The 25,586-nt window shown below is 75.0% G+C and carries 24 protein-coding genes; 6 read left to right on the top strand and 18 right to left on the bottom strand.

The genetic code is table 11. The annotated features are described in order from the left end of the window. Positions 1-6: 6 nt before the first annotated feature. The 4 genes from C5507_RS10765 to mftA form a co-directional block, all read right to left on the bottom strand. Complete coding sequence (locus tag C5507_RS10765; protein ID WP_104528518.1) at positions 7-1,839, bottom strand: putative bifunctional diguanylate cyclase/phosphodiesterase; 1,833 nt, start codon at positions 1,837-1,839, stop codon at positions 7-9. Positions 1,840-1,919: 80 nt separating this feature from the next. After that, positions 1,920-3,152 (bottom strand): mycofactocin radical SAM maturase, encoded by a 1,233-nt coding sequence (gene mftC, locus C5507_RS10760; RefSeq protein WP_104528517.1) that lies wholly within the window; start codon positions 3,150-3,152, stop codon positions 1,920-1,922. Beyond that, positions 3,149-3,433, bottom strand: coding sequence for a mycofactocin biosynthesis chaperone MftB (mftB, locus tag C5507_RS10755; protein ID WP_207225870.1), 285 nt, complete (start codon positions 3,431-3,433; stop codon positions 3,149-3,151). The genes mftC and mftB overlap by 4 nt, the downstream gene beginning before the upstream one ends. Positions 3,434-3,447: 14 nt before the next feature. Further along, entirely contained in the window at positions 3,448-3,570 is a 123-nt protein-coding gene (gene mftA / locus C5507_RS10750; protein WP_207225871.1) for a mycofactocin precursor MftA, read from the bottom strand. 130 nt (positions 3,571-3,700) lie between these two features. On the opposite strand from mftA, the gene C5507_RS10745 reads away from it, so the two are divergent. The 3 genes from C5507_RS10745 to C5507_RS10735 all read left to right on the top strand — a co-directional run bounded on the left by C5507_RS10745 (position 3,701) and on the right by C5507_RS10735 (position 6,031). Further along, positions 3,701-4,285 (top strand): acyl-CoA-like ligand-binding transcription factor, encoded by a 585-nt coding sequence (locus tag C5507_RS10745; RefSeq protein ID WP_104528515.1) that lies wholly within the window; start codon positions 3,701-3,703, stop codon positions 4,283-4,285. Positions 4,286-4,378: 93 nt separating this feature from the next. Continuing rightward, complete coding sequence (gene mftD / locus C5507_RS10740; protein ID WP_104528514.1) at positions 4,379-5,584, top strand: pre-mycofactocin synthase MftD; 1,206 nt, start codon at positions 4,379-4,381, stop codon at positions 5,582-5,584. Positions 5,585-5,611: 27 nt separating this feature from the next. Then, positions 5,612-6,031 carry a DUF1707 SHOCT-like domain-containing protein gene (locus tag C5507_RS10735; RefSeq protein WP_158657566.1) on the top strand — a complete coding sequence of 140 codons (420 nt, stop codon included), beginning with the start codon at positions 5,612-5,614 and terminating at the stop codon, positions 6,029-6,031. Between the two features lie 17 nt (positions 6,032-6,048). Here C5507_RS10735 and C5507_RS10730 read toward each other — a convergent pair whose 3' ends face one another. Continuing rightward, a complete protein-coding gene (locus tag C5507_RS10730) occupies positions 6,049-6,267 on the bottom strand; it encodes a hypothetical protein (protein ID WP_104528512.1) in 219 nt (72 codons plus the stop codon). Beyond that, on the bottom strand, positions 6,264-7,715 hold the full coding sequence (locus tag C5507_RS10725; protein ID WP_104528535.1) for a bifunctional 3-(3-hydroxy-phenyl)propionate/3-hydroxycinnamic acid hydroxylase: 1,452 nt from the start codon (positions 7,713-7,715) through the stop codon (positions 6,264-6,266). The genes C5507_RS10730 and C5507_RS10725 overlap by 4 nt, the downstream gene beginning before the upstream one ends. A gap of 143 nt (positions 7,716-7,858) precedes the next feature. Between C5507_RS10725 and C5507_RS10720 the strand changes: the two genes are divergently transcribed. Further along, positions 7,859-8,986, top strand: coding sequence for an NDMA-dependent alcohol dehydrogenase (locus C5507_RS10720; RefSeq protein ID WP_104528511.1), 1,128 nt, complete (start codon positions 7,859-7,861; stop codon positions 8,984-8,986). A gap of 85 nt (positions 8,987-9,071) precedes the next feature. Here the strand turns inward: C5507_RS10720 and C5507_RS10715 are convergent, their stop codons facing one another. The 6 genes from C5507_RS10715 to C5507_RS10690 all read right to left on the bottom strand — a co-directional run bounded on the left by C5507_RS10715 (position 9,072) and on the right by C5507_RS10690 (position 15,728). Beyond that, positions 9,072-10,976: an AAA family ATPase gene (locus tag C5507_RS10715; protein ID WP_104528510.1), complete on the bottom strand. Its 1,905-nt coding sequence runs from the start codon at positions 10,974-10,976 to the stop codon at positions 9,072-9,074. A 113-nt stretch (positions 10,977-11,089) separates the two neighbouring features. Further along, entirely contained in the window at positions 11,090-11,764 is a 675-nt protein-coding gene (locus C5507_RS10710) for a hypothetical protein (protein ID WP_104528509.1), read from the bottom strand. Positions 11,765-11,817: 53 nt separating this feature from the next. Further along, positions 11,818-12,384: an MOSC domain-containing protein gene (locus tag C5507_RS10705; protein ID WP_242611225.1), complete on the bottom strand. Its 567-nt coding sequence runs from the start codon at positions 12,382-12,384 to the stop codon at positions 11,818-11,820. Between the two features lie 26 nt (positions 12,385-12,410). Next, complete coding sequence (locus C5507_RS10700) at positions 12,411-13,586, bottom strand: XdhC family protein (RefSeq protein ID WP_104528507.1); 1,176 nt, start codon at positions 13,584-13,586, stop codon at positions 12,411-12,413. A 74-nt stretch (positions 13,587-13,660) separates the two neighbouring features. After that, complete coding sequence (locus tag C5507_RS10695) at positions 13,661-14,827, bottom strand: vWA domain-containing protein (RefSeq protein ID WP_104528506.1); 1,167 nt, start codon at positions 14,825-14,827, stop codon at positions 13,661-13,663. 10 nt (positions 14,828-14,837) lie between these two features. Continuing rightward, positions 14,838-15,728 (bottom strand): AAA family ATPase, encoded by an 891-nt coding sequence (locus C5507_RS10690; RefSeq protein WP_242611226.1) that lies wholly within the window; start codon positions 15,726-15,728, stop codon positions 14,838-14,840. A gap of 89 nt (positions 15,729-15,817) precedes the next feature. On the opposite strand from C5507_RS10690, the gene C5507_RS10685 reads away from it, so the two are divergent. Continuing rightward, positions 15,818-17,104 (top strand): M18 family aminopeptidase, encoded by a 1,287-nt coding sequence (locus tag C5507_RS10685; RefSeq protein ID WP_104528504.1) that lies wholly within the window; start codon positions 15,818-15,820, stop codon positions 17,102-17,104. 91 nt (positions 17,105-17,195) lie between these two features. Here the strand turns inward: C5507_RS10685 and C5507_RS10680 are convergent, their stop codons facing one another. Next, positions 17,196-18,032, bottom strand: a complete 837-nt coding sequence (locus C5507_RS10680) for a DUF2382 domain-containing protein (protein WP_104528503.1) — start codon at positions 18,030-18,032, stop codon at positions 17,196-17,198. A gap of 346 nt (positions 18,033-18,378) precedes the next feature. On the opposite strand from C5507_RS10680, the gene C5507_RS10675 reads away from it, so the two are divergent. Beyond that, positions 18,379-19,188 carry a DUF3097 domain-containing protein gene (locus C5507_RS10675; protein ID WP_104528502.1) on the top strand — a complete coding sequence of 270 codons (810 nt, stop codon included), beginning with the start codon at positions 18,379-18,381 and terminating at the stop codon, positions 19,186-19,188. Between the two features lie 93 nt (positions 19,189-19,281). Here the strand turns inward: C5507_RS10675 and C5507_RS10670 are convergent, their stop codons facing one another. From C5507_RS10670 to C5507_RS10650, 5 genes are all read right to left on the bottom strand, one after another. Beyond that, positions 19,282-21,924: an ABC transporter permease gene (locus tag C5507_RS10670; RefSeq protein WP_104528501.1), complete on the bottom strand. Its 2,643-nt coding sequence runs from the start codon at positions 21,922-21,924 to the stop codon at positions 19,282-19,284. After that, a complete protein-coding gene (locus C5507_RS10665; RefSeq protein WP_104528534.1) occupies positions 21,921-22,649 on the bottom strand; it encodes an ABC transporter ATP-binding protein in 729 nt (242 codons plus the stop codon). Before C5507_RS10665 ends, C5507_RS10670 begins: the two co-directional genes overlap by 4 nt. Next, on the bottom strand, positions 22,646-23,242 hold the full coding sequence (locus C5507_RS10660) for a PadR family transcriptional regulator (protein ID WP_104528500.1): 597 nt from the start codon (positions 23,240-23,242) through the stop codon (positions 22,646-22,648). The genes C5507_RS10665 and C5507_RS10660 overlap by 4 nt, the downstream gene beginning before the upstream one ends. A 147-nt stretch (positions 23,243-23,389) precedes the next feature. Next, entirely contained in the window at positions 23,390-24,232 is an 843-nt protein-coding gene (locus tag C5507_RS10655) for an aldo/keto reductase (protein WP_104528499.1), read from the bottom strand. Positions 24,233-24,310: 78 nt separating this feature from the next. Continuing rightward, a complete protein-coding gene (locus C5507_RS10650; protein WP_104528498.1) occupies positions 24,311-25,549 on the bottom strand; it encodes an MFS transporter in 1,239 nt (412 codons plus the stop codon). Positions 25,550-25,586 lie beyond the last annotated feature (37 nt).

Below are 25,586 nucleotides of genomic sequence, written 5' to 3'. Positions count from 1 at the left end.
CCGACGTCAGCCGACCGGCGTCGTCCCCGCCGCCAGACCGAGCCGGGCGCCCGCGCGCCCGGCCGGCTCCGGCCGGGAGAAGAAGTAGCCCTGGGCCGAGCCGCACTCCATCGCCCGGAGCACCTCGCGCTGCTCGTCGGTCTCGACGCCCTCGGCGACGACGTCGAGGCCGAGCGTGCGGGCCAGCTCGACGATCGAGGCGATGAGGGTCGCCGCCGACCGGCCGGCGGGCAGGTCGCTGATGAAGCTCCGGTCGATCTTGATGATGTCGGCGGGCAGCCGACGCAGGTAGGACAGCCCCGAGAAGCCGGTCCCGAAGTCGTCGATCGCCACCCGGACGCCGAAGGAGCGCAGCTCCTCGAGCTGCTCGACCACCCGGTCCACGTCGCGGACCAGGACGCCCTCGGTCACCTCGAGGGTGAGCTGCTCGGCCGGGAAGCCGCTGGCCTCCAGCGCGGCACGGACCTCGGCGGTCACGTCGGTGTCGGCCATCTGGCGCGGCGAGAGGTTGACGGCCATGCGCAGCGGCTCACCGGTCTCCCGCGACCACGCGGCCCCCTGGGCGACCGCCTCGTGGAGCACCCAGCGCCCGATGGCGGTGATCGCGCCGGACTCCTCGGCCAGCGGGATGAACTCGGCCGGCGAGACCAGGCCGTGCAGCGGGTGGTGCCAGCGCACCAGCGCCTCGAAACCGGTGGTGCGACCGTCGGAGAGCCGCACGGTGGGCTGGTAGTGGACCGCCAGCTGCTCGCCCTCCACGGCGACCTGGAGGTCCTGCTGGAGCTCCGCGCGGCGGCGGGCGGTCGCGGCCATGCCGTCGGCGTAGACCACGAGCCGGTTCTTGCCCTGGGCCTTGGCCAGGTGCATCGCCAGGTCGGCGTTGCGCAGCAGCGCACCCGCCGTGCGCTCGTCGTCCGGGCCGGCGACGCCGATGCTGCCGTGCACGGTGACCGGGCCGCCGTCCAGGGACACGGGGAGCGACAGGGAGCGGAGGATCCGCTCGCCGACGGCGCGGGCGGACTGGACGTCACCGGTGACGACGACGGCGAACTCGTCGCCGGCGGTGCGGGCCACGACGTCGCCGGGGCGCACGCAGCCGCGCAGCCGCTCGGCGAAGGCGAGCAGCAACTCGTCACCGGCCGCGTGGCCGCGGGTGTCGTTGACGTCCTTGAAGTCGTCGAGGTCGAGCAGCAGGAGGCTCACGGGCTCGTCGCCGTGCAGGGAGCGCTCGAGCACCTCGTCCAGCAGGGTGCGGTTGGCCAACCCGGTCAGCCGGTCGCTGACCACCTGGTCCTCGTTGAGCCGCCAGGCCGAGAGGTGCGCCAGGCTGGCCGCGAGGACGAACCCGGCGTGGATGGCCGCCCACAGCCAGGGGTCGTGCTCACCGGAGTGGCCGAACACCTCGTGCGGGAAGAGCGTGCCGACGACGCCGTGGTGCAGCGCAACCACCACGACGGCGATGCCGAAGGGCACCCAGTCCTGGTAGAGCGAGACGACGCCGATCATCACGAAGAACGCGAAGTGGGCCTCGGTGACCCCGCCCCAGAGGTGGACCAGCGCCGCCGAGCCGGCCATGAGGCTGACGGTGGTGGCGGCGGCCCGGCCGGCCCGCGGCACGCGCGCCGGGACGGCGAACGCGAGTGGTGCCGCGACGAGGAGGAACACGCCGGCGGCCACGGGCTGCCCGAACCCCCACACCCACGCCAGCAGCACGAGGGCCACGGCGGTGGTGAGGGCGAGCCGGACGATGGCGGAGTGACGCCGCTCCCAGACCTCGTCGGGCAGCCGCCGGCCTTCGGGGAGCAGCCGCACCAGCCGGTTCCGGAGTTCGAGGATCACGCGAGGGGCATCGGCGCCTCGCGGCGGCCTCCCCAGCCCGCGCACGCGGCACCCACCCCGAACGGGTGGGGAACGGGCGGTCAGACCCCCGGGAACCCCGCCAGCGGCGACTCGTCGCAGATCCTGGCGGGGATCGACGGGACGCCCAGCAGCGTCGGCTGCCCCCGCACCGGCCCGGTGTGCGAGTGGTCGACGGAGCTGCGCGGGGGGAGCAGCTCGAGGTCGCGGGCGGCCAGGGCCGTCTCGCCGTAGCCCTGCACGCACTCGGGGTCGGGACCGTCGAGCGGGAGGCCGGTGAAGAACTTGGCCGCCATGCAGCCGCCGCGGCAGGCGTCGAAGTGGGCGCACTTCGTGCAGGCGCCGCCGGTCTGCGGGCTGCGCAGGTCGGCGAACAGCGCGGAGGACTGCCACACCCGCTGGAACCCGCCCTCGTCCCGGACGTTGCCGGCGAGGAAGTTCTCGTGGATGGCGAACGGGCAGGCGTAGACGTCGCCGACCGGGTCGATCAGGCAGACCACGCGCCCGGCGCCGCACAGGTTGAGCCCCGGCAGGGCCTCCCCGAACGCCGACAGGTGGAAGAACGAGTCGCCGGTGAGCACGTTCTCGCCGTTGGCGAGCAGCCACTCGTAGAGGTCCCGCTGCTGGGCCTGCGTCGGGTGCAGCTGGTCCCAGACGTCGGCCCCCCGGCCCGACGGCCGCAGCCGGGTGATCCGCAGCTGGGCGCCGAAGGAGTCGGTGAGCGCCTTGAACGCGTCGAGCTGGCCGGCGTTCTCCCGGGTGACGACGACCGAGACCTTGAAGTCCTTCATCCCGGCCTCGGCCAGGTTCTCCAGCGCGCGGATCGCGGTGGCGTAGGAGCCGGTGCCGCGGACGCGGTCGTTGACCTCGGCGGTCGCGCCGTCCAGGGAGATCTGCACGTCGACGTAGTCGGTGGCCGCCAGCTGCGTGGCGCGGGTCCTGTCCAGCTTGACGCCGTTGGTGGAGAACTTGACGCCGACGTCGTGGCCGATGGCGTAGTCGAGCAGGTGCCAGAAGTCCGGCCGCACCGTCGGTTCGCCGCCCCCGACGTTGACGTAGAAGACCTGCATCCGCTGCAGCTCGTCGATGACCGCCTCGGCCTCGGCGGTGGACAGCTCGCGCGGGTCGCGCCGTCCGGACGAGGACAGGCAGTGGGCGCACGCCAGGTTGCAGGCGTAGGTGAGCTCCCACGTCAGGCAGATGGGGGCATCGAGGCCGTACTCGAACTGGTCGATCAGGCGGCCGCCGACGGGGCGCTCGGGTGCGGGCGGGCGGGGCGGCAGGACGGCGGTCATGTGCGCACCTCGATCATCTGGGAGCGGGCGAGGTCGGCCAGGGCCTTCACGTAGGCGCCGCGCCGGGCCTCGGGCACGCCGCAGGCGACCAGCGTCGCCTCGGCGCTGGGGTGGTCGGCCAGCGACTCGACGACGCTGACCAGCGTCTTCGACTTCAGGAACGACAGCTTCCGGTTGGCGAAGGAGTAGACCAGCGCGCCGAAGGGCTCGGGGCGCAGGGCCACCGACCGGGATCGCCGCCAGGGCAGGGCCGGGTCGAACGCCGTCGCGGGCGCGGTCACGGGAGCGGAGGCGCTCAGTAGACGCCGCACATGCCGTCGATCGAGACCTCCTCGACCAGCGACTCCTCGACCAGGGCCTCCTCGGCGGGGGTGCCCTCGACGGCGGCGGTGTCCACGGCGGCGGTCTGCTCGGGCATCTGCACTCCTGGGTGAGCGAGGTCACTGGCGGGTCGGGCCGAGGCTAGTGGCACCCAGTGCCAGGAGCAAGGCCGCCCGGTCGGATGCGGAAAGCATCGCGCACCCGCCGTCGCCCGGCAGGATGGGCGCATGACGCAGACCGCGACGGGGGAGGACGCGCGGTCCCGCGTGGAGCGCGCGGCGCTGGAGCTGTTCACCTCGCGGGGCTTCGACGCGGTCACCGCCGACGAGGTGGCCGAGACCGCCGGCATCAGCCGCCGGACGTTCTTCCGCTACTACCCGACGAAGGCCGACGCCGTCTGGGGGGACTTCGCCGCGCACGTCGGCCGCCTCGAACGGCTGCTGCGCGCGGCCGACGGCGCCCGGCCGGTGCTGGCCACGATCTGCGCGGCCTACGCCGAGGTCAACGGCTACGGCGACGCCGACCTGCCGGTGCTCCGCCAGCGGATGCGGCTGATCCTCACCGAGCCGGCGCTGCAGGCACACTCGCAGCTGCGGTACGCCGAGATCGACCGCGTCGTGGCCGAGCACGTCGCGCGCTGCACCGCCGAGGACCCGGCCGCCCTCCTGCCCCGGCTGGTGGCCGCCAGCACGCGGGCCGCGGCCACCTCCGCCTTCGCCGCCTGGCTGGCCGACGAGCGCACCGACCTCGGCGACCAGCTGCGCCGGGCGTTCGACGAACTGGCCGGCGGGTTCCCCAGCCTGCCAGGCTGAGACGTCCGGCTGTGGCGTGCGGCTCGCCGGACCGGCTACGGTGGCACTGAGTGCCACCGCTGCCCCCAGCGGGGCGGACGACGGGAGACCGGCATGGCGAACGCGTGGTTCGAGACGGTGGCCGAGGCGCAGCGCCGCGCGAAGCGGCGGCTGCCCAAGGGGGTCTACGGCGCGCTGGTCGCCGGCTCCGAGCGCGGCCTGACCGTCGAGGACAACACCGCCGCCTTCGGTGAGCTCGGCTTCGCGCCGCACACGGCGGGGCTGGCCAACGAGCGCCACACGGGCGTGACGGTCATGGGCCGGCCGATGTCGATGCCGGTGATGATCAGCCCGACCGGCGTCCAGGCCGTGCACCCCGACGGCGAGGTCGCCGTCGCCCGCGCCGCCGCGGCCCGGGGCGTGTCGATGGGCCTGTCCTCCTTCGCGAGCAAGTCGATCGAGGAGGTCGTCGCGGCCAACCCGCAGACGTTCTTCCAGGTCTACTGGGTGGGCACCCGCGAGGAGATGCTGGCCCGCATGGAGCGGGCCCGGCGGGCCGGCGCCGTCGGCATCATCGCCACGCTGGACTGGTCGTTCGCCTACGGCCGCGACTGGGGCAGCCCGTTCATCCCGGAGAGGATCGACCTCGAGGCGGTGCGCCGCTACGCCCCGCAGGTGGCGCTGCGGCCGCGCTGGCTCTGGGACTTCGCGAAGACCCGGCAGCTGCCCGACCTCACCGTCCCCAACATGGTGGCCACGCCGGGGGAGCCGGCGCCCACGTTCTTCGGCGCCTACGGCATGTGGATGAACTCGCCCATGCCCACGTGGGAGGACGTCGCCTGGCTGCGCGCGCAGTGGGACGGCCCGTTCATGCTCAAGGGCGTCATGCGGGTCGACGACGCCAGGCGCGCCGTCGATGCGGGCGTCACCGCCATCTCGGTCTCCAACCACGGCGGCAACAACCTCGACGGCACGCCGGCCTCGATCCGGGCGCTGCCCGCGGTCGCCGAGGCGGTCGGGGACCAGATCGAGGTGCTGCTCGACGGCGGCATCCGCCGCGGCAGCGACGTCGCCAAGGCACTGGCCCTGGGCGCCAAGGCCGTGATGATCGGCCGCGCCTACCTGTGGGGGCTGGCGGCCAACGGGCAGGCCGGCGTGGAGAACGTGCTCGACCTGCTGCGCGACGGGCTGGGCTCGGCGATGGTCGGCCTCGGCCGGCCCTCGGTGGGCGAGCTGTCCCGGGACGACCTCGTAGTGCCGCCGGGCTTCGAGCAGCGCCTGGGCGGCACCACGGTCGCGCGCGCGAGCGAGGAGTCCTAGCTCGTTCCGGATGGCAGGATCGCCGGCGTGAGCGAGCCGGTGCGGCAGCAGGACCTCCGGGTCTCCGACGCCGAGCGCTCCGCCGTCGCCTCCGGGCTGCAGCGGGCGCACGACGCCGGGCAGCTGGACCTGGACGAGTTCGACCAACGGGTGCGCGAGGTGTGGGCCGCGCGCACCCGCGGTGAGCTCGAGCGGGTCACCGCCGACCTGCCGGCGCTCCTTCCGCCGCCTGGTCCGCGGCGGGCATTCACCGACGACGCCCCTGGGCTGGCGATGAAGGTCCTGACCATCAACTGGGTCTGCGTCAGCCTGGTGAACCTGGTCGTCTGGGGCATCCTCGAGCTCACCGTGGGCGGGGTCCACCCGTGGTGGCTGTACGTTGCGGCCCCGCCGGGCGCCGTCCTGGGCACGCTCTCCGCGATCGGCATCGGCCGCCCCAGGGACTAGAACGGGCCTCCGGCGTCTCAGCCCTTGCCGAGCAGGCCACCGAGCGCGCCTCCGAGGCCACCTCCACCGCCGAGCTTCTTCACCAGGTCCATCGGGTCGATGCCGAGCGTGGACAGCAGTCCGGCGTCGCGCTCGGTGTCCACCTGGCCGGGCAGCTCCTGGTCGGCCTGCTGGGCCTTGGCGTCGTCGCCCTGGGAACGGAGCAGCTGCAGGATCTGGTCCTTGTCGATGTTCATGGCCGGTCGGTACCCCGGGCGGAGCCGACGATGCGGTCCCGGCGGATTCGCACCGTGGCGCCGCGCAGCCAGGCGGTCAGCGTCCCGCTCGGGTCCTCGACCTGCACCCTCGTCCCGTCCGCCCGGCGGACGAGCAGCCCGGCCGTCAGCTCCGCATCGCCGTCGCCGAGGACGTCGTCCAGCCGGCACGGCAGGCCCTCGACCAGCACCTCGGGCTGCGGCACCAGCGTGCCGGCCAGCCGGCGGCCGGCCCGGCCGCGCCGCTCGACCAAAAGCCCGCGGCGCAGCGGCGGCGTGCGGCTGTCGGTGGCGAGCCGGGCCACCGCCGGGATCCGCCGGACGGCGGCGAGCACGGCACGGCGGACGACGGCACCGCCCCGCCCTCCCCCGGTCATCAGCGCGCCCAGCAGCAGCGCCACCCGGATCAGCGCGCGGGCGTGCGGCTCCCGCTCGGCCTGGTACGTGTCCAGCAGGTCGTCGCCGGCCTCCCCGGCGAGGACCGCGGCCAGCTTCCAGGCCAGCTGGTGCGCGTCCCGCAGGCCCAGGCCCAGCCCCTGACCGACGAACGGCGGGCTGAGGTGGGCGGCGTCCCCGGCCAGCAGCACCCGCCCGTCGCGCCACCGGTCGGCGACCTGCGCCCGGTAGGTGTACTCGACCGCCCGCAGCACCTCCACCCCCTCGACCGGGACCACCGGCGCCAGCAGCTCCCCCAGCCGCGCGCGCCCGGCGAGGTCGGCCGCGGTCTCCCCCGGCAGCAGCCGGAACTCCCAGCGGTACCGGTCGCCGGTCACCGGCATGCAGGTCGAGGCCCGGCGCGGGTCGCACACCTGGTGCACGCCCGGCCACAGCCCCAGCGGCCGGTCGGAGCGCACGTCGAGCACCAGCCAGCGGTCGGCCCGGCCCAGGTCGCGCATCCGGGCCCCGATGAGCCCCCGGACCGTGCTGCCGGCGCCGTCGCAGCCGACCACCGCCGCGGCGTGGACGGACCGGTCCTCCCCCGTCGTCCGGTCGCGGGTGATGACGGCGACCCCGCCGTCGTCCTGCCGAAGGCCGGTGACCTCGACGCCGCGGCGCAGCTCGATCCCCGGTTCCGCCGCGACGGCAGCGGCGAGCACCGACTCGAGGTCGGGCTGGTGCACGAACGATCCCTGCGGCCAGCCGTTCGCCCCCGCGGCCGGGTCGCGCCGGAACTCCGCCAGCACCCGGTGCGTCCCGTCGAGCAGCCGCAGGCCGGCCATCGGGCGGGTGTGCGCAACCAGCACGTCGGCCACCCCGGCGTCCTGCAGCACCCGGAACACCTCGTCGTCCAGGTGCACCGCGCGGGGCAGCACGTACGGCTCGGCGTAACGCTCCAGCACGAGGACGCCGACCCCCCGGCGCGCGAGCAGCAGCGCCGCGGTCAGCCCGACCGGCCCGGCGCCGACCACGACCACCGGGACGCCGGACACGGGCCCAGTGTGCGGCACCCGGGCGGCGGCCTCCCCGGCCGGCCAGCTGTTGACGGGCACACCCGCGCTCAGCAGTCTGTGAGCCAGAGCACACGGGTGTGGCCGAACCCGCGACGGTGCGGGGCTGATGGAGAGGAGCTCGGTTGAAGACCAAGGGTGCGATCCTGTGGGGCGTGGGCGAGGAATGGTCGATCGAGGAGATCGAGATCGACGACCCCAAGGAGGGTGAGGTCCAGGTCCAGCTCGCTGCGTCCGGCCTCTGCCACTCCGACGAGCACCTCGTCACCGGCGGCACGCCCGTCGAGTCCTACCCGGTGATCGGCGGGCACGAGGGCTCGGGAGTCGTGACCAAGGTGGGCCCGGGCGTGACCGGCCTCGAGGAGGGCGACCACGTCGTCACCGCCTTCATCCCCGCCTGCGGCGTCTGCCCGCCGTGCAGCCGCGGGATGCAGAACCTGTGCGACCTCGGCGCCAACCTGCTGGCCGGCACCGCGATCTCCGACGGCGGGTTCCGGGTGCACGCCAACGGGCAGAAGGTCATCCCCATGTGCCTGCTGGGCACGTTCTCGCCGTACATGACCGTGCACCAGGCGTCCGTGGTGAAGATCGAGCCGGACATCCCGCTCGAGGTGGCCGCGCTGGTCGGCTGCGGCGTCACCACCGGCTGGGGCTCGGCGACCAAGGTGGCCGACGTGCGCCCCGGCGAGAACGTCGTCGTCATGGGCGTCGGCGGGGTGGGCATGAACGCCGTCCAGGGAGCGGCGGCGGCCGGCGCGAAGCGGGTCATCGTCATCGAGCCGGTGGCGCAGAAGCGGGAGTGGGCCATGGACATGGGCGCCACGCACACCTTCGCCACCATCGAGGAGGCGACCCCCGCGATCAACGAGCTCACCTGGGGCCGGATGGCGGAGAAGACGATCATCACCGTCGGCGACATCCAGGGCGAGGACGTCGCCGCGGCGCTGAGCGTGACCGGCAAGGGTGGCCGCGCGGTCGTCACCGGCATGGGCAACGCGATGAACATCGACGTCAAGCTCAGCCTCTTCGAGCTCACCCTGCTGCAGAAGGACCTGCAGGGTGCGATCTTCGGCGGGCTGTCGCCGCGCAACGCCATCCCGGAGCTGCTCTCGCTCTACCAGGAGGGCCAGCTCAAGCTCGACGAGCTCGTGACCACCCGGTACTCCCTGGAGGACATCAACCAGGGCTACCAGGACATGCGCGACGGCAAGAACGTCCGCGGGATGATCGTCTACACCGACGCCGACCGTTAACCGGGCCTCGCTGCCCCGTCCTTCCTGACGCAGTACCGCTCCGCCCACCCCCGTGGGCAGAGCGGTACTGCGGCGGGACCACCCCTCAGTGCAGCAGCCGGGTCAGCGCCGGCCCGAGGTCGGTCAGCGAGCGCACGGGGGCCAGCGACCCGCCGCCGCGCGCAGCCAGTGCGCGGGACGCCGTCAGCGCCTCGGTCTCCGCGCTGCCGGCGGGCAGCGGGCAGAGCACGTCCAGCCGGTCGATGCCGGCCAGCGCCGACCCGGCCGGGTCCCCGGCCGTGGACAGGCAGTCCGACAGCAGCACCACGATCCGCTCGTCCGCGTGCGCCGCCGACCGCAGCTGGGCCGACGCCGCCCGGAGCGCGGCGGCGACGTCCGTCCGGCCGTGGCCGCGCAGCCCCACCAGGGCGAGCACCAGGTCCTCCGGCGCGCGGTGCCGGCCGTGCTGCTGGAGCACCTCCACCCGGTCGGCGAACGCGAGCACGCTGGTCTCCAGCCGCTCGCCGGCCGTCAGCACCACGCCGGCCGCGGCCACCGCGGCGATCGCCACGCCCAGCCCGTTCATGGAGCCGGAGCGGTCGACCACCAGGCAGACCGCCCGCCGGGACCCGACCCACCGCCGGGCCACCGTGTCCTCGGGCGCGGGCGGCCACGGACCGCTCCACCGGTCCAGGGTGCGCTCCAGGTCGAGGTCGCCGTCCCCACCACGGGCCGGCGCCAACCGCCGCGTGCCGCGGGCCCGGGCCGCGCCCACCCGGCCGACCTGGACGAACACCCGCGCGGCCAGCCGGCGCGCGGCCGAGCGCAGCTCCCGGTCGGTGGCGAGGGCCAGGTCGGCGAGCAGCGCGGTCGCGGCGTCCGGATCCGCGCCCATCAGCGCGGCGAACGCCTCCTCGTCGAGCTCCCCCACCTCCGGGCTGACCTCGTCGAACGACGCGTGCCGCAGCTGCAGCTCGCGCCGGGCGGTCTGCCGGGGACCGCGGCGGCCCGGCCGTTCCCGCCGGGCCGCCGCGGGATCCGGGGTGCCGGCGTCAGGGCCTGCCGCCTCGGGCGGCAGGCCTCCCGCTTTTCCCGGGCCGTCCCCGGATGGGTCAGGAGCCGTGGCGGAGGCGTCGTCGGCCGGAGGATCCGCGTCGGCGGGGCAGATGCCGTCGAGGATCTCGTCGAGGACGCTCTCGGGGGTCCGCTCCACGCCCTCGGTCACCCGCACCCGGCCGGACAGGGCGGCGTGCAGCGCGTCCCGGGTCGCCTGCCGTGCCCCCGGGTCTTCCAGATGCTCCAGCCCCCGCAGCTGAAGGAGCCCGTCGAGCAGCAGGACCAGGTCGATGGCGCCCCGCACCGACGAGCCGGTGCGCAGGTCGCGGTGCTCGCGGGTCGCGCGCACGAGGGCGACGGCCAGCTCGACCGGCCGCGCACGGCCGCCGGTGACCGCGGCGACGATCGCCCGCTCGCCCGCCTCGTCCTGGTAGCCGAGCACCACCCGGCACATCCGGTCGGCGATCGCCTGCCCCACCCGGGCGGTCCCGATCGCGTCGAACGGGTTCATCGCGGCGATCAGCCGGAACCCGGCCGTCGCCCGGACGGTGCCCAGCCGGGGGACGGCGATCTCGCCCTCGGTCAGCACGGTGATGAGGACGTTGAGCGTCTCCTCGGGGATGCGGTTGAGCTCCTCGAGGTACAGCAGACCCGAGCCGCGCATCGCGGTGAGCAGCGGGCCGTCGACGAAGCTGCCGGGCACGTACCCCTCGGCCATCACCGCGGCCGGGTCGTAGGAGCCGACCAGCCGTGCGGGGGTCAGCTCGGCGTTGCCCTCCACGAAGACGACGTCGTGCCCCGTGTCGCCGGCGACGGCGCGCAGCAGGGTGGACTTCCCCGTGCCGGGCGGCCCCTCGAGGACGACGTGCCGGTTGGTCCGCAGCGCGACGGTGAGCACCTCGCGCTCCCGCTGCAGGCCCACGACGGGGTCGGACGGCACGAGACCGTTGCTCACCGGGCTCCTCCCCTGCGGTCGACGGCGCCCAGTGTGCCCGGCGGGGGGCGGTCCGCCCAGCGGGCCGTCCGGCCAGGACGCGCTGGTCCCGGCCGGACGGTCGACGCCGAGGGTCAGGCCCCCATCATCTCGTCGAGGTCGAGGGCGTCCTCGGGCGCGGAGATGTCCTCCTCCTCGCCGTAGCCGCTGAAGGTCACGGTGCCCTCGGAGCCCTCCTCGCCGGTCAGCTCCAGCGGGTATGCCGGGTCGTCGTCGGCGACGGTGAGAGTGCTGCCGTCCTCCTGCTCGACGACGCGCACGGGCTCGCCGTCCAGCTCCTCGGAGCGGGTCTCCTCCTCGATCTCGCCGTCGGGGTCGCGCAGCTCGTCGGCGAAGCCGGCCAGCGAGAAGGTGTCGAACTCGGCGGCCGCCTCGGCGGGCATGAGCACCCAGGTGCCGTCGAACATGCCGAGGGCCTCCTCGGGCATGCCGAAGCCGGCCCAGAACTCGACCGGTGCGCGCAGGAACTGCTCCCCGCCGACGCTGATGATCTCGACCTCGGTGCCGCCGAAGGTGAGCGTGCCGGCGGCGTCGTCGCCCTGCAGCTGGAGGTCGATCTCCATCTCCTCGCCGTCCTGCGTCATGGTGCCCGCGATGTGCACCGCGCCGGCCTCCTCGAGGGCGTCCGCGGCGGCGGCGGCGACCTCCTCGCCGGTCTTGCCCTCGAGCGGGCTGTCACTGCCACAGGCGGTGAGCAGCAGGGCGGCGACAGCCAGCCCGGCCGTGGCCGTGATCGAGCGGATGCGCATGTCTCTCCTTCGAAAGCGGAACCCGGAAGTGCCGGGCGGGCACATCCTGCGGCTCAGCGCGGCCGGTCGGGGGCGATCCTGTCGCGGCGTGTCGGTGGACGAGCGGCGCCTGAGCGGCCTGGGTCCAGTGGGACGGCGCTGCGGAGGACGGCGGGCCCGAGCCGGAGCACCCCGTCGGTGAGGGCCGCGCAGCGCACGCCGCCGCGGCCGCGCAGCCCGCGGTGGGCGCCGGGCGCCAGGACGACGTCCATCCAGGCGCAGGGGTTCGCCGGCCGGCCGCCGCGCAGCCGCACCTCCCCCGCGCCGCAGTCCAGCGTGAACTCCTGCCCGCGCAGCGCCTCAACCTCCGCGCCGCGCAGCACCACGTTGCGCCGGGCCAGCAGCGGGTCCACGGGCGCGACCCCCAGCTCGGCGGCCAGCGCCTCCAGCGCCTCCGCCGCGAGCACGGTCACCTGCGCGTCCCGGTGCGCCGGCCGCCCGGCGTAGCGGTCACCCACGATGCCGGTCCCGCCCCGGATCTCCAGCCGGTCCCGGTGGTCGGCCGCCTGCTCCGGCGTCGCCGTCCCGGGTCGCCCGTCGTAGCGGTGCACCGGCGAGGCCAGCAGCCCGGCGACCTCCACGTCGTACCGGTGGAGGAGATCAGTGCTCAGCGGTCTTCCGGCCCCTCGGCAGGGTCCCGCCGCGAGCGTGCGAGGGGTGGGGGGCCGAGGGGTCCTTTATGGATCGGGCCCTCGACGGCGGCCAGCCGCTCCCCCGTGCCGCCCCAGCGGCCGGCGATGATCTCCGCGGCGATCGAGACCGCCGTCTCCTCGGGCGTGCGGGCGCCGAGGTCCAGGCCGATCGGCGAGGACAGCCGGCCGATCTCCCCGGCGGTGAGCCCGGCCTCCCGCAACCGCTCCAGCCGTTCGTCGTGGGTGCGCCGCGAGCCCATCGCCCCGACGTAGGCCACCGGGGCGCGCAGGGCCACCTCCAGCAGCGGCACGTCGAACTTCGGGTCGTGGGTGAGCACGCACAGCACCGTGCGCTCGTCGATCCGCCCGGCGTCGAGCTCGGCCCGCAGGTAGCGGTGCGGCCACTCCACCACGACCTCGTGCGCCTCGGGGAAGCGCTTCGGCGTCGCGAACACCGGCCGGGCGTCGCACACGGTCACCCGGTAGCCGAGGAAGGCGCCCACCCGCGCGACGGCGGCGGCGAAGTCGATCGCGCCGAAGACCACCATGCGGGCCGGCGGGGCGAACGAGTTGACGAACAGGGTGAGGTCGTCGCCCCGCCGCTCGCCGTCATGACCCACGTGCAGCAGCGCCGTCCGGCCCGCGGCGAGCATGCCCCGGGCGTCGTCGGCCACTGCGTCGTCCAGCCGCTGGGAGCCCAGCGTCCCGGACGTGCGGTCCGGCCAGAGCACCAGCCGCCGGCCGAGGCGCTCGTCGGGCCCGGCCACCACGGTGACCACGGCGACCGGCTCGTGCCGCCCGACCGACTCGGCGATCTCGCCCAGTTCCGGGAACGACTCCCGCGAGATCGGCTCCACGAACACGTCGAGGATCCCCCCGCAGGTGAGCCCGACGGCGAAGGCGTCGTCGTCGCTGACCCCGTAGCGGCGCAGCGTGGGCTCACCGGTCTCGACGGCGTCCTTGGCCTCCTCGTAGACCGCGCCCTCGACGCAGCCGCCGGAGACGCTGCCGACCGCCGTGCCGTCGGGCCCGACCAGCATCGAGGCCCCGGCCGGTCGTGGTGCCGACCGCCAGGTGCCGACCACGGTGCCCACGCCGACGGTCTCCCCCGCCTGCCACCAGCCCACCAGCTCGTCAAGAACATCGCGCATTCGATCGCTCCTCTCCGGCCCCGTCCCGAGGCTCGTCCCGAGCTTGCGAGGGATGAGGAGGACGGGGTCCTTTCTCACGCACCGGAGATCACTCCCGTCAGCCTTTCGAACGCGGCCATGCTGTGCCCGGCGACGAAGTGGTCCACCGACGGCAGGGCCGCCTGCATGCCGCCGGTCAACGGCTCGTAGCCGTCCCGCCCCTTGTGCGGGTTCACCCAGACGACGGCGTGCGCCAGCCGCCGCAGCCGGGCCATCTGCTCGCCGAGCAGCTCGGTGCCGCCCCGCTCCCAGCCGTCGCTGCACACCACGACCACCGCGCCGCGCGCCGTGCCGCGCTGGCCCCAGCGGTCGAGGAAGGCCTTGAGCACCTCGCCCAGCCGGGTGCCGCCCGACCAGTCGGGGATCGCCCGGCCGCTCGCCGCCAGCGCGCGGTCGGGATCGCGCTGCCGCAGCTCGCGCGTCAGCCGGGTGAGCCGGGTGCCGATCGTGAACACCTCGGTCGACGCCGGGCGGGCACGGACCGCGGCGTGCGCGAAGCGCAGCAGGGCGTCGGCGTAGGGGGTCATGGAGCCGGAGACGTCGACCAGGAGCACCACCCGGCGCGGCCGGGGCCGGGCCCGCCGGTGCAGCAGGCGGCTCACCTCGCCGCCGTCGCGCAGCGCCTGGCGCACCGTCCGGCTGGGGTGGACGGCGCCGTGCGGGGCCGGCCGGCGGCGCCGGGCCGGGCGCATCGGCGAGGCCGGCGCCAGCAGCGCGAACAGCCGGCGCAGGTGCTCCCGCTCCGCGGCGGACATCCCGGCGACGTCGCGGTGCCGCAGCACTTCCTCGGCACTGGCGCGCGCGGCGAGGTCCGGGGCGTCGACGTCCTCCTCGCCGTCGCCGGTGCCGGCGTCCAGCGGTGCGTAGGCGGCCAGGCGGGGCAGCGGGACCGCCGGAGCACGCGCGGCCCGCGGCCGGGTGCCGGTGAAGTAGGCCGCGAAGACGGTGTCGTAGCGGTCCAGGTCGTCGGGGCCGGAGCAGAGGGTGAGCCGGCCGGCCCAGTAGACGTCGGCGGGCTCGAGCACGCGCAGGTGGGCGAGTGCGGCGAGCATGGCCTCGACCCGGTCCGGCGAGGCCGGCACCCCGGCGTGCCGCAGCGTCCGGGCGAGCCCGACGACCGTGTCGACGACGTCGCGCCCCCCCGAGGCATGGGAAGCGAAACATGCGTCCTGAGCGGCGCGATGGGGGGTGACGCTTCCCATGCCTGGGGGGTCAGCCACTGAACGCCGCCGCGCCGAGGGCCTGCACCCGCTCGGTGTCCTCCCGGTACTTCAGCACCGCGCCCAGGGTGCGGGCGGCCAGGTCGGGGTCGAGCTCGCGGGCGCCCAGGGTGTGCAGCGCGGTCGCCCAGTCCATGGCCTCGGCGACGCCGGGCGGCTTGAGCAGGTCGAGGGTGCGCAGGGTCGCCGTCGCCCGGGCCACCTGGCGGGCCAGCTGCTCGGTGACCTCCGGCAGCCGGCGGCGGAGGATCGCCACCTCCCGGTCGAAGTCGGGGTGCTGCAGCCAGTGGTAGAGGCAGCGCCGCTTCAGCGCGTCGTGCACCTCGCGGGTGCGGTTGGACGTGAGCACGACCAGCGGCGGGATCTGCGCGCGGATCGTGCCGAGCTCGGGGATCGAGATGGTGAAGTCCGACAGCAGCTCGAGCAGGAATGCCTCGAACTCGTCGTCGGCGCGGTCCACCTCGTCGACGAGCAGCACGCTCGGGGAGTCCTCCAGCGCGCGCAGCAGCGGCCGGGCCAGCAGGAACCGCCGGTCGTAGAGGCCGGCCTCCAGCTCGGCGGTGTCCTCGGTCTCGTGCGTGACCTCCGCGGCGCGCAGGTGCAGCAGCTGGCGGCCGAAGTCCCAGTCGTAGAGCGCCTGGCTGGCCTCCAGGCCCTCGTAGCACTGCAGCCGGTGGATCGGCCGGCCGGTGACCTCGGCCAGGGCGTGCGCGAGCGCGGTCTTCCCGACGCCGGCCTCGCCCTCCAGGAAGAGCGGCCGGCGCATGACCAGCGCCAGGTAGGCGGCCGTGGCCAGCCCCGCGTCGGGCAGGTAGCCGGTGGCCTCCAGCGCCGCCGCCAGCGCGTCGGGACTGCCCGGGTCGGCACCAGTGCGCTCGCTCACATCCCGCAGCATCCCACCCGCTCCGCCGTCGCGGCGTCCGTCCGTCCCCCCGGGCGGGCAGGCGGACGGCGGCAGGGGACGATGCCCCCATGCCGACCGCCGCCACCGACGCCCTCGCCCTCGGCGACGACCTCCGCGCCTTCGTCGACGCCTCCCCGTCCCCGTCGCACGCCGTGGCCGAGCTGGCCCGGCGGCTGACGGCCACCGGGTTCACCGAGCTGGCCGAGACCGACTCGTGGTCCCCGGCGCCGGGAGCCGGGCACTTCGTCGTGCGGCAGGGCAGCATCGTCGCCTTCCGGCTGGGCAGCGGGACGCCGGCCGAGACCGGGCTGCGCCTGGTCGGCGCGCACACCGACTCCCCCACCTTCAAGGTCCGCCCGCGGTCCGAGGTCCGGCAGTCCGGCTACCGGCTGGTCGGCGTGGAGCCCTACGGCGGCGGGCTGTGGCACACCTGGCTGGACCGTGAGCTGACCGTCGCCGGCCGGGTGGTCGTCCGCGGTGGCCGGACGGCGCTGGTGCGGCTGCCCGGGGCGCCGCTGCGGCTGCCGTCGCTGGCGATCCACCTCGACCGCGCCGTCCGCGAGGGGCTCACGCTGGACCCGCAGCGGCACCTGGTGCCGGTCTGGTCGCAGGACCTGGACGAGGAGCCGGGTCTCCTGGCGGCGCTGGCCGACGCCGCGGGGGTGGCGCCGGGTGACGTGGTCGGGCACGACCTCGTGCTGGCCGACACCCAGCCGAGCGCCCGCGCCGGTGCCGACGGGACCTGGGTGGCCGCGCCGCGGCTGGACAACCTGGCCTCCTGCCACGCCGGGCTGCTCGCGCTGCTGGCCGCGCCGGCCGGCGAGCGCACCCAGGTGCTGGTCTGCAACGACCACGAGGAGGTGGGCAGCGGCTCGATGTCGGGGGCGCGCGGCAGCTTCCTGGAGGACGTCGTCACCCGGCTGGCCGCCGCGGCCGACCCCGGCGACCCGCAGGCCGCGCAGCGCGCGATCGCCCGCTCGGTGCTGGTCTCCTCGGACATGGCGCACGCGGTGCACCCGACGCGGTTCGACCGGCACGAGCCGGCGCACCAGCCGCGGCTGGGCGGCGGCCCGGTCCTCAAGCTCAACGCCAACCAGGCCTACGCCACCGACGCCACGACCGGCGGCTGGTTCACCGAGCGCTGCGAGGAGGCCGGGGTCCCGGTCCAGGCCTTCGTCACCCGGGCGGACCTTCCGTGCGGCAGCACCATCGGCCCGCTGACGGCGACGCGGCTGGGCATCGCCACGGTGGACGTCGGCGCCCCGATGCTGGCGATGCACTCCTGCCGGGAGCTGACGTCGGCGCTCGACGTCCCGCACATGGTGGGTGCGCTCACCGCCTGCTTCGCCGACTGAGCGCTGCGGCCGCAGAGGGCGGCGGACGGCCGAGTGGTCGCTCGGCCGTCCGCCGCCCGTCATGGGTTCCCGGCGTCAGCGCCGGGGGCGATCACATGCGACGGGTGTCGTCGCCGCCTTCCATCTCGACCTGCTCCTTGCGGACGGTCTCGTTCACCTGCGCCTCGTCGGTGACGGTCGTCTTGTCCAGACGGATCCGCTCGACCGGCACGGCCTCCTTCTCCGCGACGGGGCGCTCGGCGTGCAGCGTGACCTCGTGCTCCTCCTCGGAGATGGCCGGGCCGTCCATCGCGTTGCCCACGTTGGCGTCGGTGATCGGCTCGCGCTCGAGCCGGACCTCTTCGCGGGACACGGGGACCGTCTCGGTCACGTTCTCGCTGACGACGTACTTGCGCAGCCGGGCGCGGCCGACCTCTTCGGAGCGGGTGCCCACGTTGAGGCGCTCCTCGGAGCGCGTCATCGCGTTGTCCGTGGTGGGGCCGGACGTGTCGTGGCCGACGGTGCCCCGGTCGTCGAAACCGGTGGTCTCGGTCATGCCCGCGGTCCCGGCCATGCCGGTCGTCTCGGTCCTGCCGGTCGTCTCGGTCATCCCGGCCGTCTCGGTGCGGGTGGTCTGCCCGCCGAGGCCGTAGTAGCGGTAGAGCTCCTGCTCCTCCTGCGGGGAGAGGTGCCCGTCGGTGTCGATCTTCGGGGCGTCCTTCACGCGGGCCTTGCTGACCGCTACGCGAACGCCGTCGTTGGTGAGGTCGGCGTCGCGGATGGGGACGAAGGACTCCTTCGTGCCGAACAGCCCGGTGCGGACCGTGACCCACTCGGGCTGGCCGGTCTCGTCGTCCAGGTAGACCTCGGAGGCCGAGCCGATCTTCTCGCCGGCCTCGTCGTACACGTCCTGGCCGATCACGCGGCTGATGGTGTCGGTGCCGATCATGCGGTATCGCTCCTGTCTGAGCTCGGGGTCGGTGCGTCCTCCGGATGGGTGACCTGGATCAAGGGCGTGAAACGGAACGGGCGGGATCGGCGACTGCGCCGCCCGGCCCTCCCGTGCCGCCGCGGAGCTGATCCCGGACCCGGGCCGGTGCCGCCGTCCGGCGTCTGCGCAGGTCACGGACCAGCAGATGGCGCACGATCGACCTGACGGTTGGCCAGCTCAACGGATCAACATGTCGTGACTCTGCGTCCTCGGCCGCGTTGCGGGCGTGTCGGCAGGGATCGGTCCCGTCCGCCGGTCGGCGCGTCTCCACGGCGGCGGCCCCGAGCGCGCTCAGCATGGTCGGGTGCCTCCCCGTTCGCCGTACGACGACCTCGTCCACCCCCGCACCCAGAAGAAGCCGCCACCTCAGGTCGAAGCCGAGAAGCACCTCGTCGTCGAGGACCCGAGCTCGGGCTTCGTGGGTGCCGTCGTGCGGTGCGAGAAGGACGTCGTCCACCTCGAGGACCGCCACGGGCGCGTGCGCGGCTACCCGCTCGGCCCCGGGTTCTGGGTCGACGGCCGGCCGGTCGTGCTCGTGCGGCCGAAGGCGGCCGCGCCGTCGGTGCCCACGCGCAGCGCGTCGGGCTCGACCTACGTCGCCGGCGCCCGGGCCCGTGTCGCGCGAGAGGGCCGCATCTACGTCGAGGGCAAGCACGACGCGGAGCTGGTGGAGAAGGTGTGGGGCCACGATCTGCGGATCGAGGGCGTGGTGGTCGAGCCGCTGCACGGCGTCGACGACCTGCCCGGCATCGTGCGGGAGTTCCGGCCCGCCTCCGGACGGCGGCTCGGCGTGCTCGTCGACCACCTGGTGACCGGCTCCAAGGAGTCGCGGATCGCCGCGCAGATCACCGGTGACCACGCGCTGGTCGTCGGGCACCCCTTCATCGACATCTGGCAGGCGGTCAAGCCCTCCGTCGTCGGCATCAAGGCGTGGCCGACGGTGCCGAAGGGCGAGGACTGGAAGACCGGCGTGTGCAAGCGGCTGGGCTGGGAGGACGACACCGGCTACGTGTGGGCGCAGCGCATCCTGGCCCGCGTCAAGGTCTGGACCGACCTGGAGCCCACCCTGATCGGCCGGGTCGAGGAGCTCATCGACTTCGTCACGACCGACTGACCTGCCCCTGATGATCAGGTTTCCTGATCATCAAGGGTCCTCCCTCGCGGTCGACGGTGAGTGAGGACCCCGAACGGTGAGGGAGGACGTGGGTCAGGCGTCGACGCGGCGGACCATGGGCAGCCGGGAGCGGACGACCAGCCCGGTGACGGCGACGGCGAGCAGCGGCACCGCCACGGCCACTCCGCCGAGCAGCAGCCAGGGGACGTCGATCACCGCCCTCGCGCCCGCCCCGTAGTCGTTGCTGGTCAACGGATGGGCCACCGCGATCCCCGGCCCGGCGCCCACCAGCAGGCCGAGCAGCGCCCCGCCGACGCCGATGACCGCCGCCGAACCCATCGCGATGAACCGTCGGGTCCGCGGCGCGGCCCCGATCGCGGCGAGTGTCGCGAGATCGGGTCGGGAGTCTGCCAGCGCGAGCCCCGTGGCGGTCAGCGTGGCCACCAGCACCAACACCCCGCCGACGACGAAGAGCAGCAGCCGCGCGACGGCCAGCCCGTCGGTCCAGCCCCGCTCCACGTACACGGACGCCTGGGCCGACACCGCGCGCACCGCCTCGGCCAGCCGTTCCTCCGCGGCCGGGCCGACCGGGGCGTCCGGGCCGCCGATCACCAGCGCGGTGGTCGTCACCGGGACCGGCAGCCGGTCGGCCAGCGCAGGGGGGACCACCACGAGCGACGGCACCTGGAGCTCGGCACCCGAGGAGATCGAGATCTCGGTGGCGGGCAGCGCCGCACGCCCGAGGACCTCGTCCGAGCTGCCGTTCCACGTGGAACCCAGCAGCGTGACCTCGCCCGCCGCGTCCACCGCGCCGCTGCCGAACACCACCGCCCGCTCCGCCCGGAGAGCCGCGGCCACCTCCTCGCGCCACGGGGCGGGCACCGCCGCGGCGACCGTCCCGGCGTCGGCCACCACGACCTCGCCCCCGAAGGTGGGCCGCAGCCACGCCACGTCCTCGGGGAACCAGTGGCACTCCCCCGGCCCGCCGGTGCAGCCGGCCCGGACCGGCGACAGCGAGCGGGGCTCGGCCTCCAGGTAGGCGACGCTCCAGATGCGGCCGATCGGATGACCGGGCAGCTGCTCGGCCACGATCCCCTCGACGGCGGTCCAGGCTTCCTCGCCGGCCTGGAAGACGGTCACCACGGCCGCGCCCATCGGCGCCTGGGGGACGTAGTCGCGGCGGGCCTGGGTGCTGTCGCTCTGGCTGCCGATGGCCATCGTCGTCACCGCGGCGACGGTGGCCAGGACGGCGGCGACGGCGGAGGCGGTGCGGGTCCGGTTGCGGGTCGCGTCGCGGACGGCGATGAGCCCCGCGGCCGGCAGCCACCGGGCCAGCGGGGCGAGCAGCCCGACCAGCCACGGCGTCGCCACGACGGTGCCGGCGACGAGCAGCACCGCGCCGGCGGCCACGCCGAACTCGCCGCCCTGCGCGCCGAGGACGGTGAGCACCGCGCCCGCCGCGATGCCGACCAGGCCGACGACCGGCAGCCGCCAGGAGGTCCGGACCTGCCCCCGGCGTCCGGCGAGCGCCGGCACGACGTCGGTCCGGGCGGCCTGCGTCGCCGGGACGGCGGAGGCGGCGAGCCCGGCGAGCAGGCCGGTGGCGACGACGGCGAGGACGTCGAGCGGCGCGACGTCGAACGGGCCGAAGCGCACGTCGGCCCGCTCGGCGACCAGCGGGAGAGCGAGCCACGCCAGGCCGATGCCCAGCAGCGCGCCGCCGACTGCCGCTCCGCCCCCGAGCACCACGCCGGAGGCGAGCACGGTCCGCTGCAGGTCCGCGGGGCTCCCGCCGACCGCGGCCAGCAGGGCCAGGTCGCGTCGCTGCCGCCGGAGACCCACCGCGAACGCCGGCCCGGCGAGCAGCACCACCTCGAGCAGGATGCCGGCCACGATCAGCGCGAGCACCGCCACCTCTGCGGTGTTCGGGCCACTCGTCCCGCCGTCCGACCGGTACTCCGGCTCCGCGGGCGGATCGGCCACCACGGCGCGGGAGACGACGGCCAGCCCCGCGGCGTTGAGCTCCCGCACGGCCGGCCAGTCCAGCCCACCGGGCACCGACGCGTAGAACTCGGTGCTGCGCGAGCGCAGCAGGTCCGCCGACCCCGGTGCCACCACGACGAAGTCGTCCCGCGCACCGGCGCCTGGCGCGACGATCCCGACGACGGTCAGGGGGACGTCCTCGGGCGTCACCCGGAGGGGCTGCCCGACCGCGACGCCGGCACGCTCGGCCACCGCCCCGCTCACGGCGACCTCGTCGGTCGTCGACGGGACGCGCCCCTCGACCACCTCGACCGCGCCGTCCCTGATCGGCCGGTCGAGGTCGTCGGCGTAGGCGGGCACGTCGGCGTAGCCGGCTCCGGCCCGGTAGGCGACCCGGCCCACGGTGCGCTCGACGACCTCCGCCCCGTCCGGCAGCAGGCCGCGCACCTCGGCTGCGGACCACGGCGCCGCCTCCTCGTCCGGCTCGAACACCAGCGGCTCACCGGTGAGCGGATCGGCCTCGATCGGGCTCCGGGCGACCCCCTCGATGCGCGCGTCGGCCGCGCCCAGCGTCGCCGGCAGCGCCTCCGCCGGGCTGATCTGCCAGGTGCGCAGCAGGGTGTCGGCGCCGACGACGGCGAGGACGGGCAGCCCCACCATCAGCAGCACCAGCGCGGTGCGGCCCCGGTGCCGTCGTGCGTCGCGGCGGGCCATGCGCAGCGCCAGCCGCCAGCGCGTCAGCCAGCCGCTCACCCGACGCCGCCGGCGGGCAGCAGCGACTCCGCCGCCGCGGCCGGACCGCTCTGGTCGACGACGACGCCGTCGCGCAGGAAGACGACCCGGTCGGCCCAGGCGGCGTGCCGGGCCTCGTGGGTGACCAGGACCCCGGCGGCCCCGGCCTCGCAGCGGGCGCGCAGCACCCGCAGCACCTCCTCGCCGGTGGTCGAGTCCAGGGCACCGGTGGGCTCGTCGGCGAGCAGCAGCCGGCGCGGGCCGACCAGCGCGCGGGCGATGGCCACCCGCTGCTGCTGCCCGCCCGACATCTCGTCGGGGAAGCGCCCGGCCAGTGCGCCCACCCCCACCTCGTCCAGCGCCTCGCGCGCCGCGCGCCGGGCCATCCCGCCGCGGACGCCGTCCAGCTCCAGCGGCAGCGCCACGTTCTCCACGGCGGTCAGCGACGGGAGCAGGTTGAGGTCCTGGAAGACGTAGCCGACGCTGCGGCGGCGGACGGCCGCGACCTGGGCCGCCGTGAGCGTGGCGAGGTCGCGGCCCTCGACGACGACGGACCCCGACGTCGGGCGGTCCAGGCCACCGGCCAGGTGCAGCAGGGTCGACTTCCCCGAACCCGACGGCCCCATGACGGCGACCAGCTCGCCGGGGAGGACGGCCAGGTCGACACCGCGCAGGGCCTGGACGACGACGTCGCCCTGCCCGTGCTCCCGGGTCACCCCGGACAGCCGCAGCACCGCCGCGCTCATCGCCGTCCCCACTTCCCGCTCGGCAGGGGCGCGGTCGCCGGTGCCGGCTGCTCGGGAGCGGCGCTGCGTCGCTCGGCCGCCGCCCGGGCGACGCGGGCCTCGCAGTGGTCCAGCCAGCGGATCTCGGCCTCCGCCCGGAAGACGAGCGAGTCCAGGACCAGGGACCACGCCAGCTCCCCGTCGTCGGGGACCCGCGTCTTGAGCCGGGTGAGCTCCTGGAGCCCGGCCATGGTGGCGGTGCGCTGGGTCTGCACCACGCGTAGCACGTCGACGCCCGGCGTCGTGACCGCCAGCGCGAGCTTGATCGCCAGCTCGTCCCGCGGCGCGCTCTTCGCGCTCACGGGGGAGGCGAACCAGCCGCGCAGCTCGGCCTGCCCGACGTCGGTGATCCGGTAGGCGATCCGGCCGTCGCTGTCGGGCTCGCCGTCCTGGACGACGAGACCGTCCCGCTCGAGCCGGTCCAGCGTCGAGTAGACCTGCCCGACGTTCAGGGGCCAGGTGGCGCCGGTGGCCGCGTCGAACTCGGCGCGGAGATGGTAGCCATGGCTGGGACCGCGCTGCAGGAGCGCGAGCAGACCGTGTCGGATGGACATGGATACGAAGTATGCATACGCGGTATCCATCTGCCAAGGATTCAAGCCACGGCGCGCCCGTCCACTCCGCGTTGGCCACGGGCGCTGACCGCGGGAACGGCAGCGGCCGCCGTCCCACGGGGAACGACGGCCGCCGACGTCGTGCGATCAGCCCGGGATGTAGTTGAACGTGTCCGGGTCGGGACCGGTGCGCTCGCCCCGGTCCAGGCCGGTCAGCGTGGCCAGGTCGCCGGTATCCAGCTCGAAGTCGAACAGCGCGAAGTTCTCCGCCATCCGCTCGCGCGAGGAGGACTTGGGGAAGACGACGTCGCCCCGCTCGATGTGCCAGCGGAGCACGACCTGCGCGGGCGTCCGGCCGAGTCGCTCGGCGATCGCCACGATCGCCGGGTCGTCGAGCACCTTGCCCTGGGCGATGGGCGACCACGCCTCGGTGACGATCTCGTGCTCGGCGTTGAAGGCGCGGAGGGCCTCCTGGGCGAGGAAGGGGTGCACCTCGATCTGGTTCACCGCGGGCCTGGTCCTGGTCTCCTGGATCAGCCGCCGCAGGTGGTGTTCCTGGAAGTTGGAGACGCCGATGGCCCGGCAGCGGCCGCTGGCGTAGATCTCCTCCATGGCCTTCCAGGTCTCGACGAAGTCGACGTCGATGCCCGGCAGCGGCCAGTGGATGAGGAACAGGTCGAGCTGGTCGAACCCGAGTTCGGCCAGGGTCTGGTCGAAGGCGCGCAGGGCGTCGTCGCGACGGTGGAAGCCGTTGTTCAGCTTGCTGGTCACGAAGATCTCACCGCGGTCGACGCCGGAGCGCGCGACGGCCTCGCCGACGCCCTTCTCGTTGCCGTACATCTCCGCGGTGTCGATGTGCCGGTAGCCGACCTCGAGGGCGGTGGAGACGGCGTCCGCGGTCTCCTCCGGCGGGACCTGGTAGGTCCCGAAGCCGAGCTGCGGGATCTGCACGCCGTTGTTCAGGTCGAGGGTGGGTACTGCCGAAGCCACAGGCTGGTCCTTCCGGTTCGGGGGGGGGTGGGGCCGCGGACCGCACGATCGGTCGTGCACGATCGACCCGGGCTCCGCCTACCCGGTGCTGCGGTCCTCAACCAATTCCGCGGGCGCCCGGCGCTCGGCGATCAGCGCCGTGCCGCCCAGCGCCAGCACTCCCGCGAGGGCGGCGGCCCCGGCCGGGACGGCGAACGCCGCCTCGGCGCCCCAGGCATCCACGGCCGCCCCCGCGAGCGCCGAGCCCGCGGTGACTCCTAGGGTGAGGCCGGTGATCGTCCAGGCCAGCGACTCGGTGAGCACGCCCTGGGCGACGCGGGACTCGACCAGCGACGTCCCCGACACCAGCACCGGCGCGATGGTGAGCCCGGCGAGGAAGCCGCAGCCGACCAGGACCGCCAGCGAGCCGACGCCCCACAGCAGCTGCGCGGCCAGGCCGAAGGCGACCGCCGTGGCCACGAAGCGGGACACCAGCGTCCCGGGCAGCCTCGCCAGGCCGTAGACCAGCCCGGCGAACAGGCTGCCGAGGGCGAAGACCGCCAGCACCAGGCCGGAGAACGCCTGTGCCCCCTCCTCCTCGGCGAACCCGACGACGACGACGTCGATCGCGCCGAACACGGTGCCGACCGCCATGTAGGTGACGACGACGACCAGCAGCGTGGGGGTGAGCACCGACCTTCGCCGCTTGGGCGCGCCGGGGTCGACGGGGTGCAGCGGCGGCTCGGTGGCACGCTGGGCCGCCAGCCACCACCCGCCCACCACACCGAGGACGATCCCGGTCATGAACCCGACCGGCGGCGCGATCAGGGTCGCCAGCAGCGTCACGAGCGGCGGGCCGAGCACGAAGACCACCTCGTCGACCACCGCCTCGAAGGCGTAAGCGGTCTGCCGGCCGGCCGGGTCGAGCACGGCCGACCAGCGCGCCCGCACCAGCGAGCCGATGTTGGGGCTGCTGAGGCCGGTGGCCGCGGCGAGCAGGAACCAGCTCCAGCGCGGCGCCCCGCCCACGACGGCGGCGACGAACGCGGTGCCCGTGAGCAGCGTGGCGGTCAGGGCCACGCGCAGCACGACGCCCTGCCCGCGCAGGTCCATCACCCGGGCCCACTGCGGACCGGCCACGGCGAAGGCCAGGGCCAGGGTGCCCGACACCGCGCCGGCCAGGCCGTAGCTGCCGGACTCGCCCTCCACGAGGAGGACCGCGCCGAGGCCGAGCATCGGCGCCGGGAAGCGGCCCAGCCAGGCCGCGAGGGAGAAGGACGAGGCGCCGGGGACGGCGAACAGCCTGCGGTACGGGCCCAAGAGGGTGCGGGGTGACACGGTTCTTCTCGCGCTTCCTGACCACGGGCGAGTGCGG

This window comes from Blastococcus saxobsidens, from assembly GCF_002938435.1.
Classification (GTDB): domain Bacteria; phylum Actinomycetota; class Actinomycetes; order Mycobacteriales; family Geodermatophilaceae; genus Blastococcus; species Blastococcus saxobsidens.
Note: the sequence above shows the minus strand (reverse complement) of the source record. Positions and strands in the feature narration are given on the sequence as shown.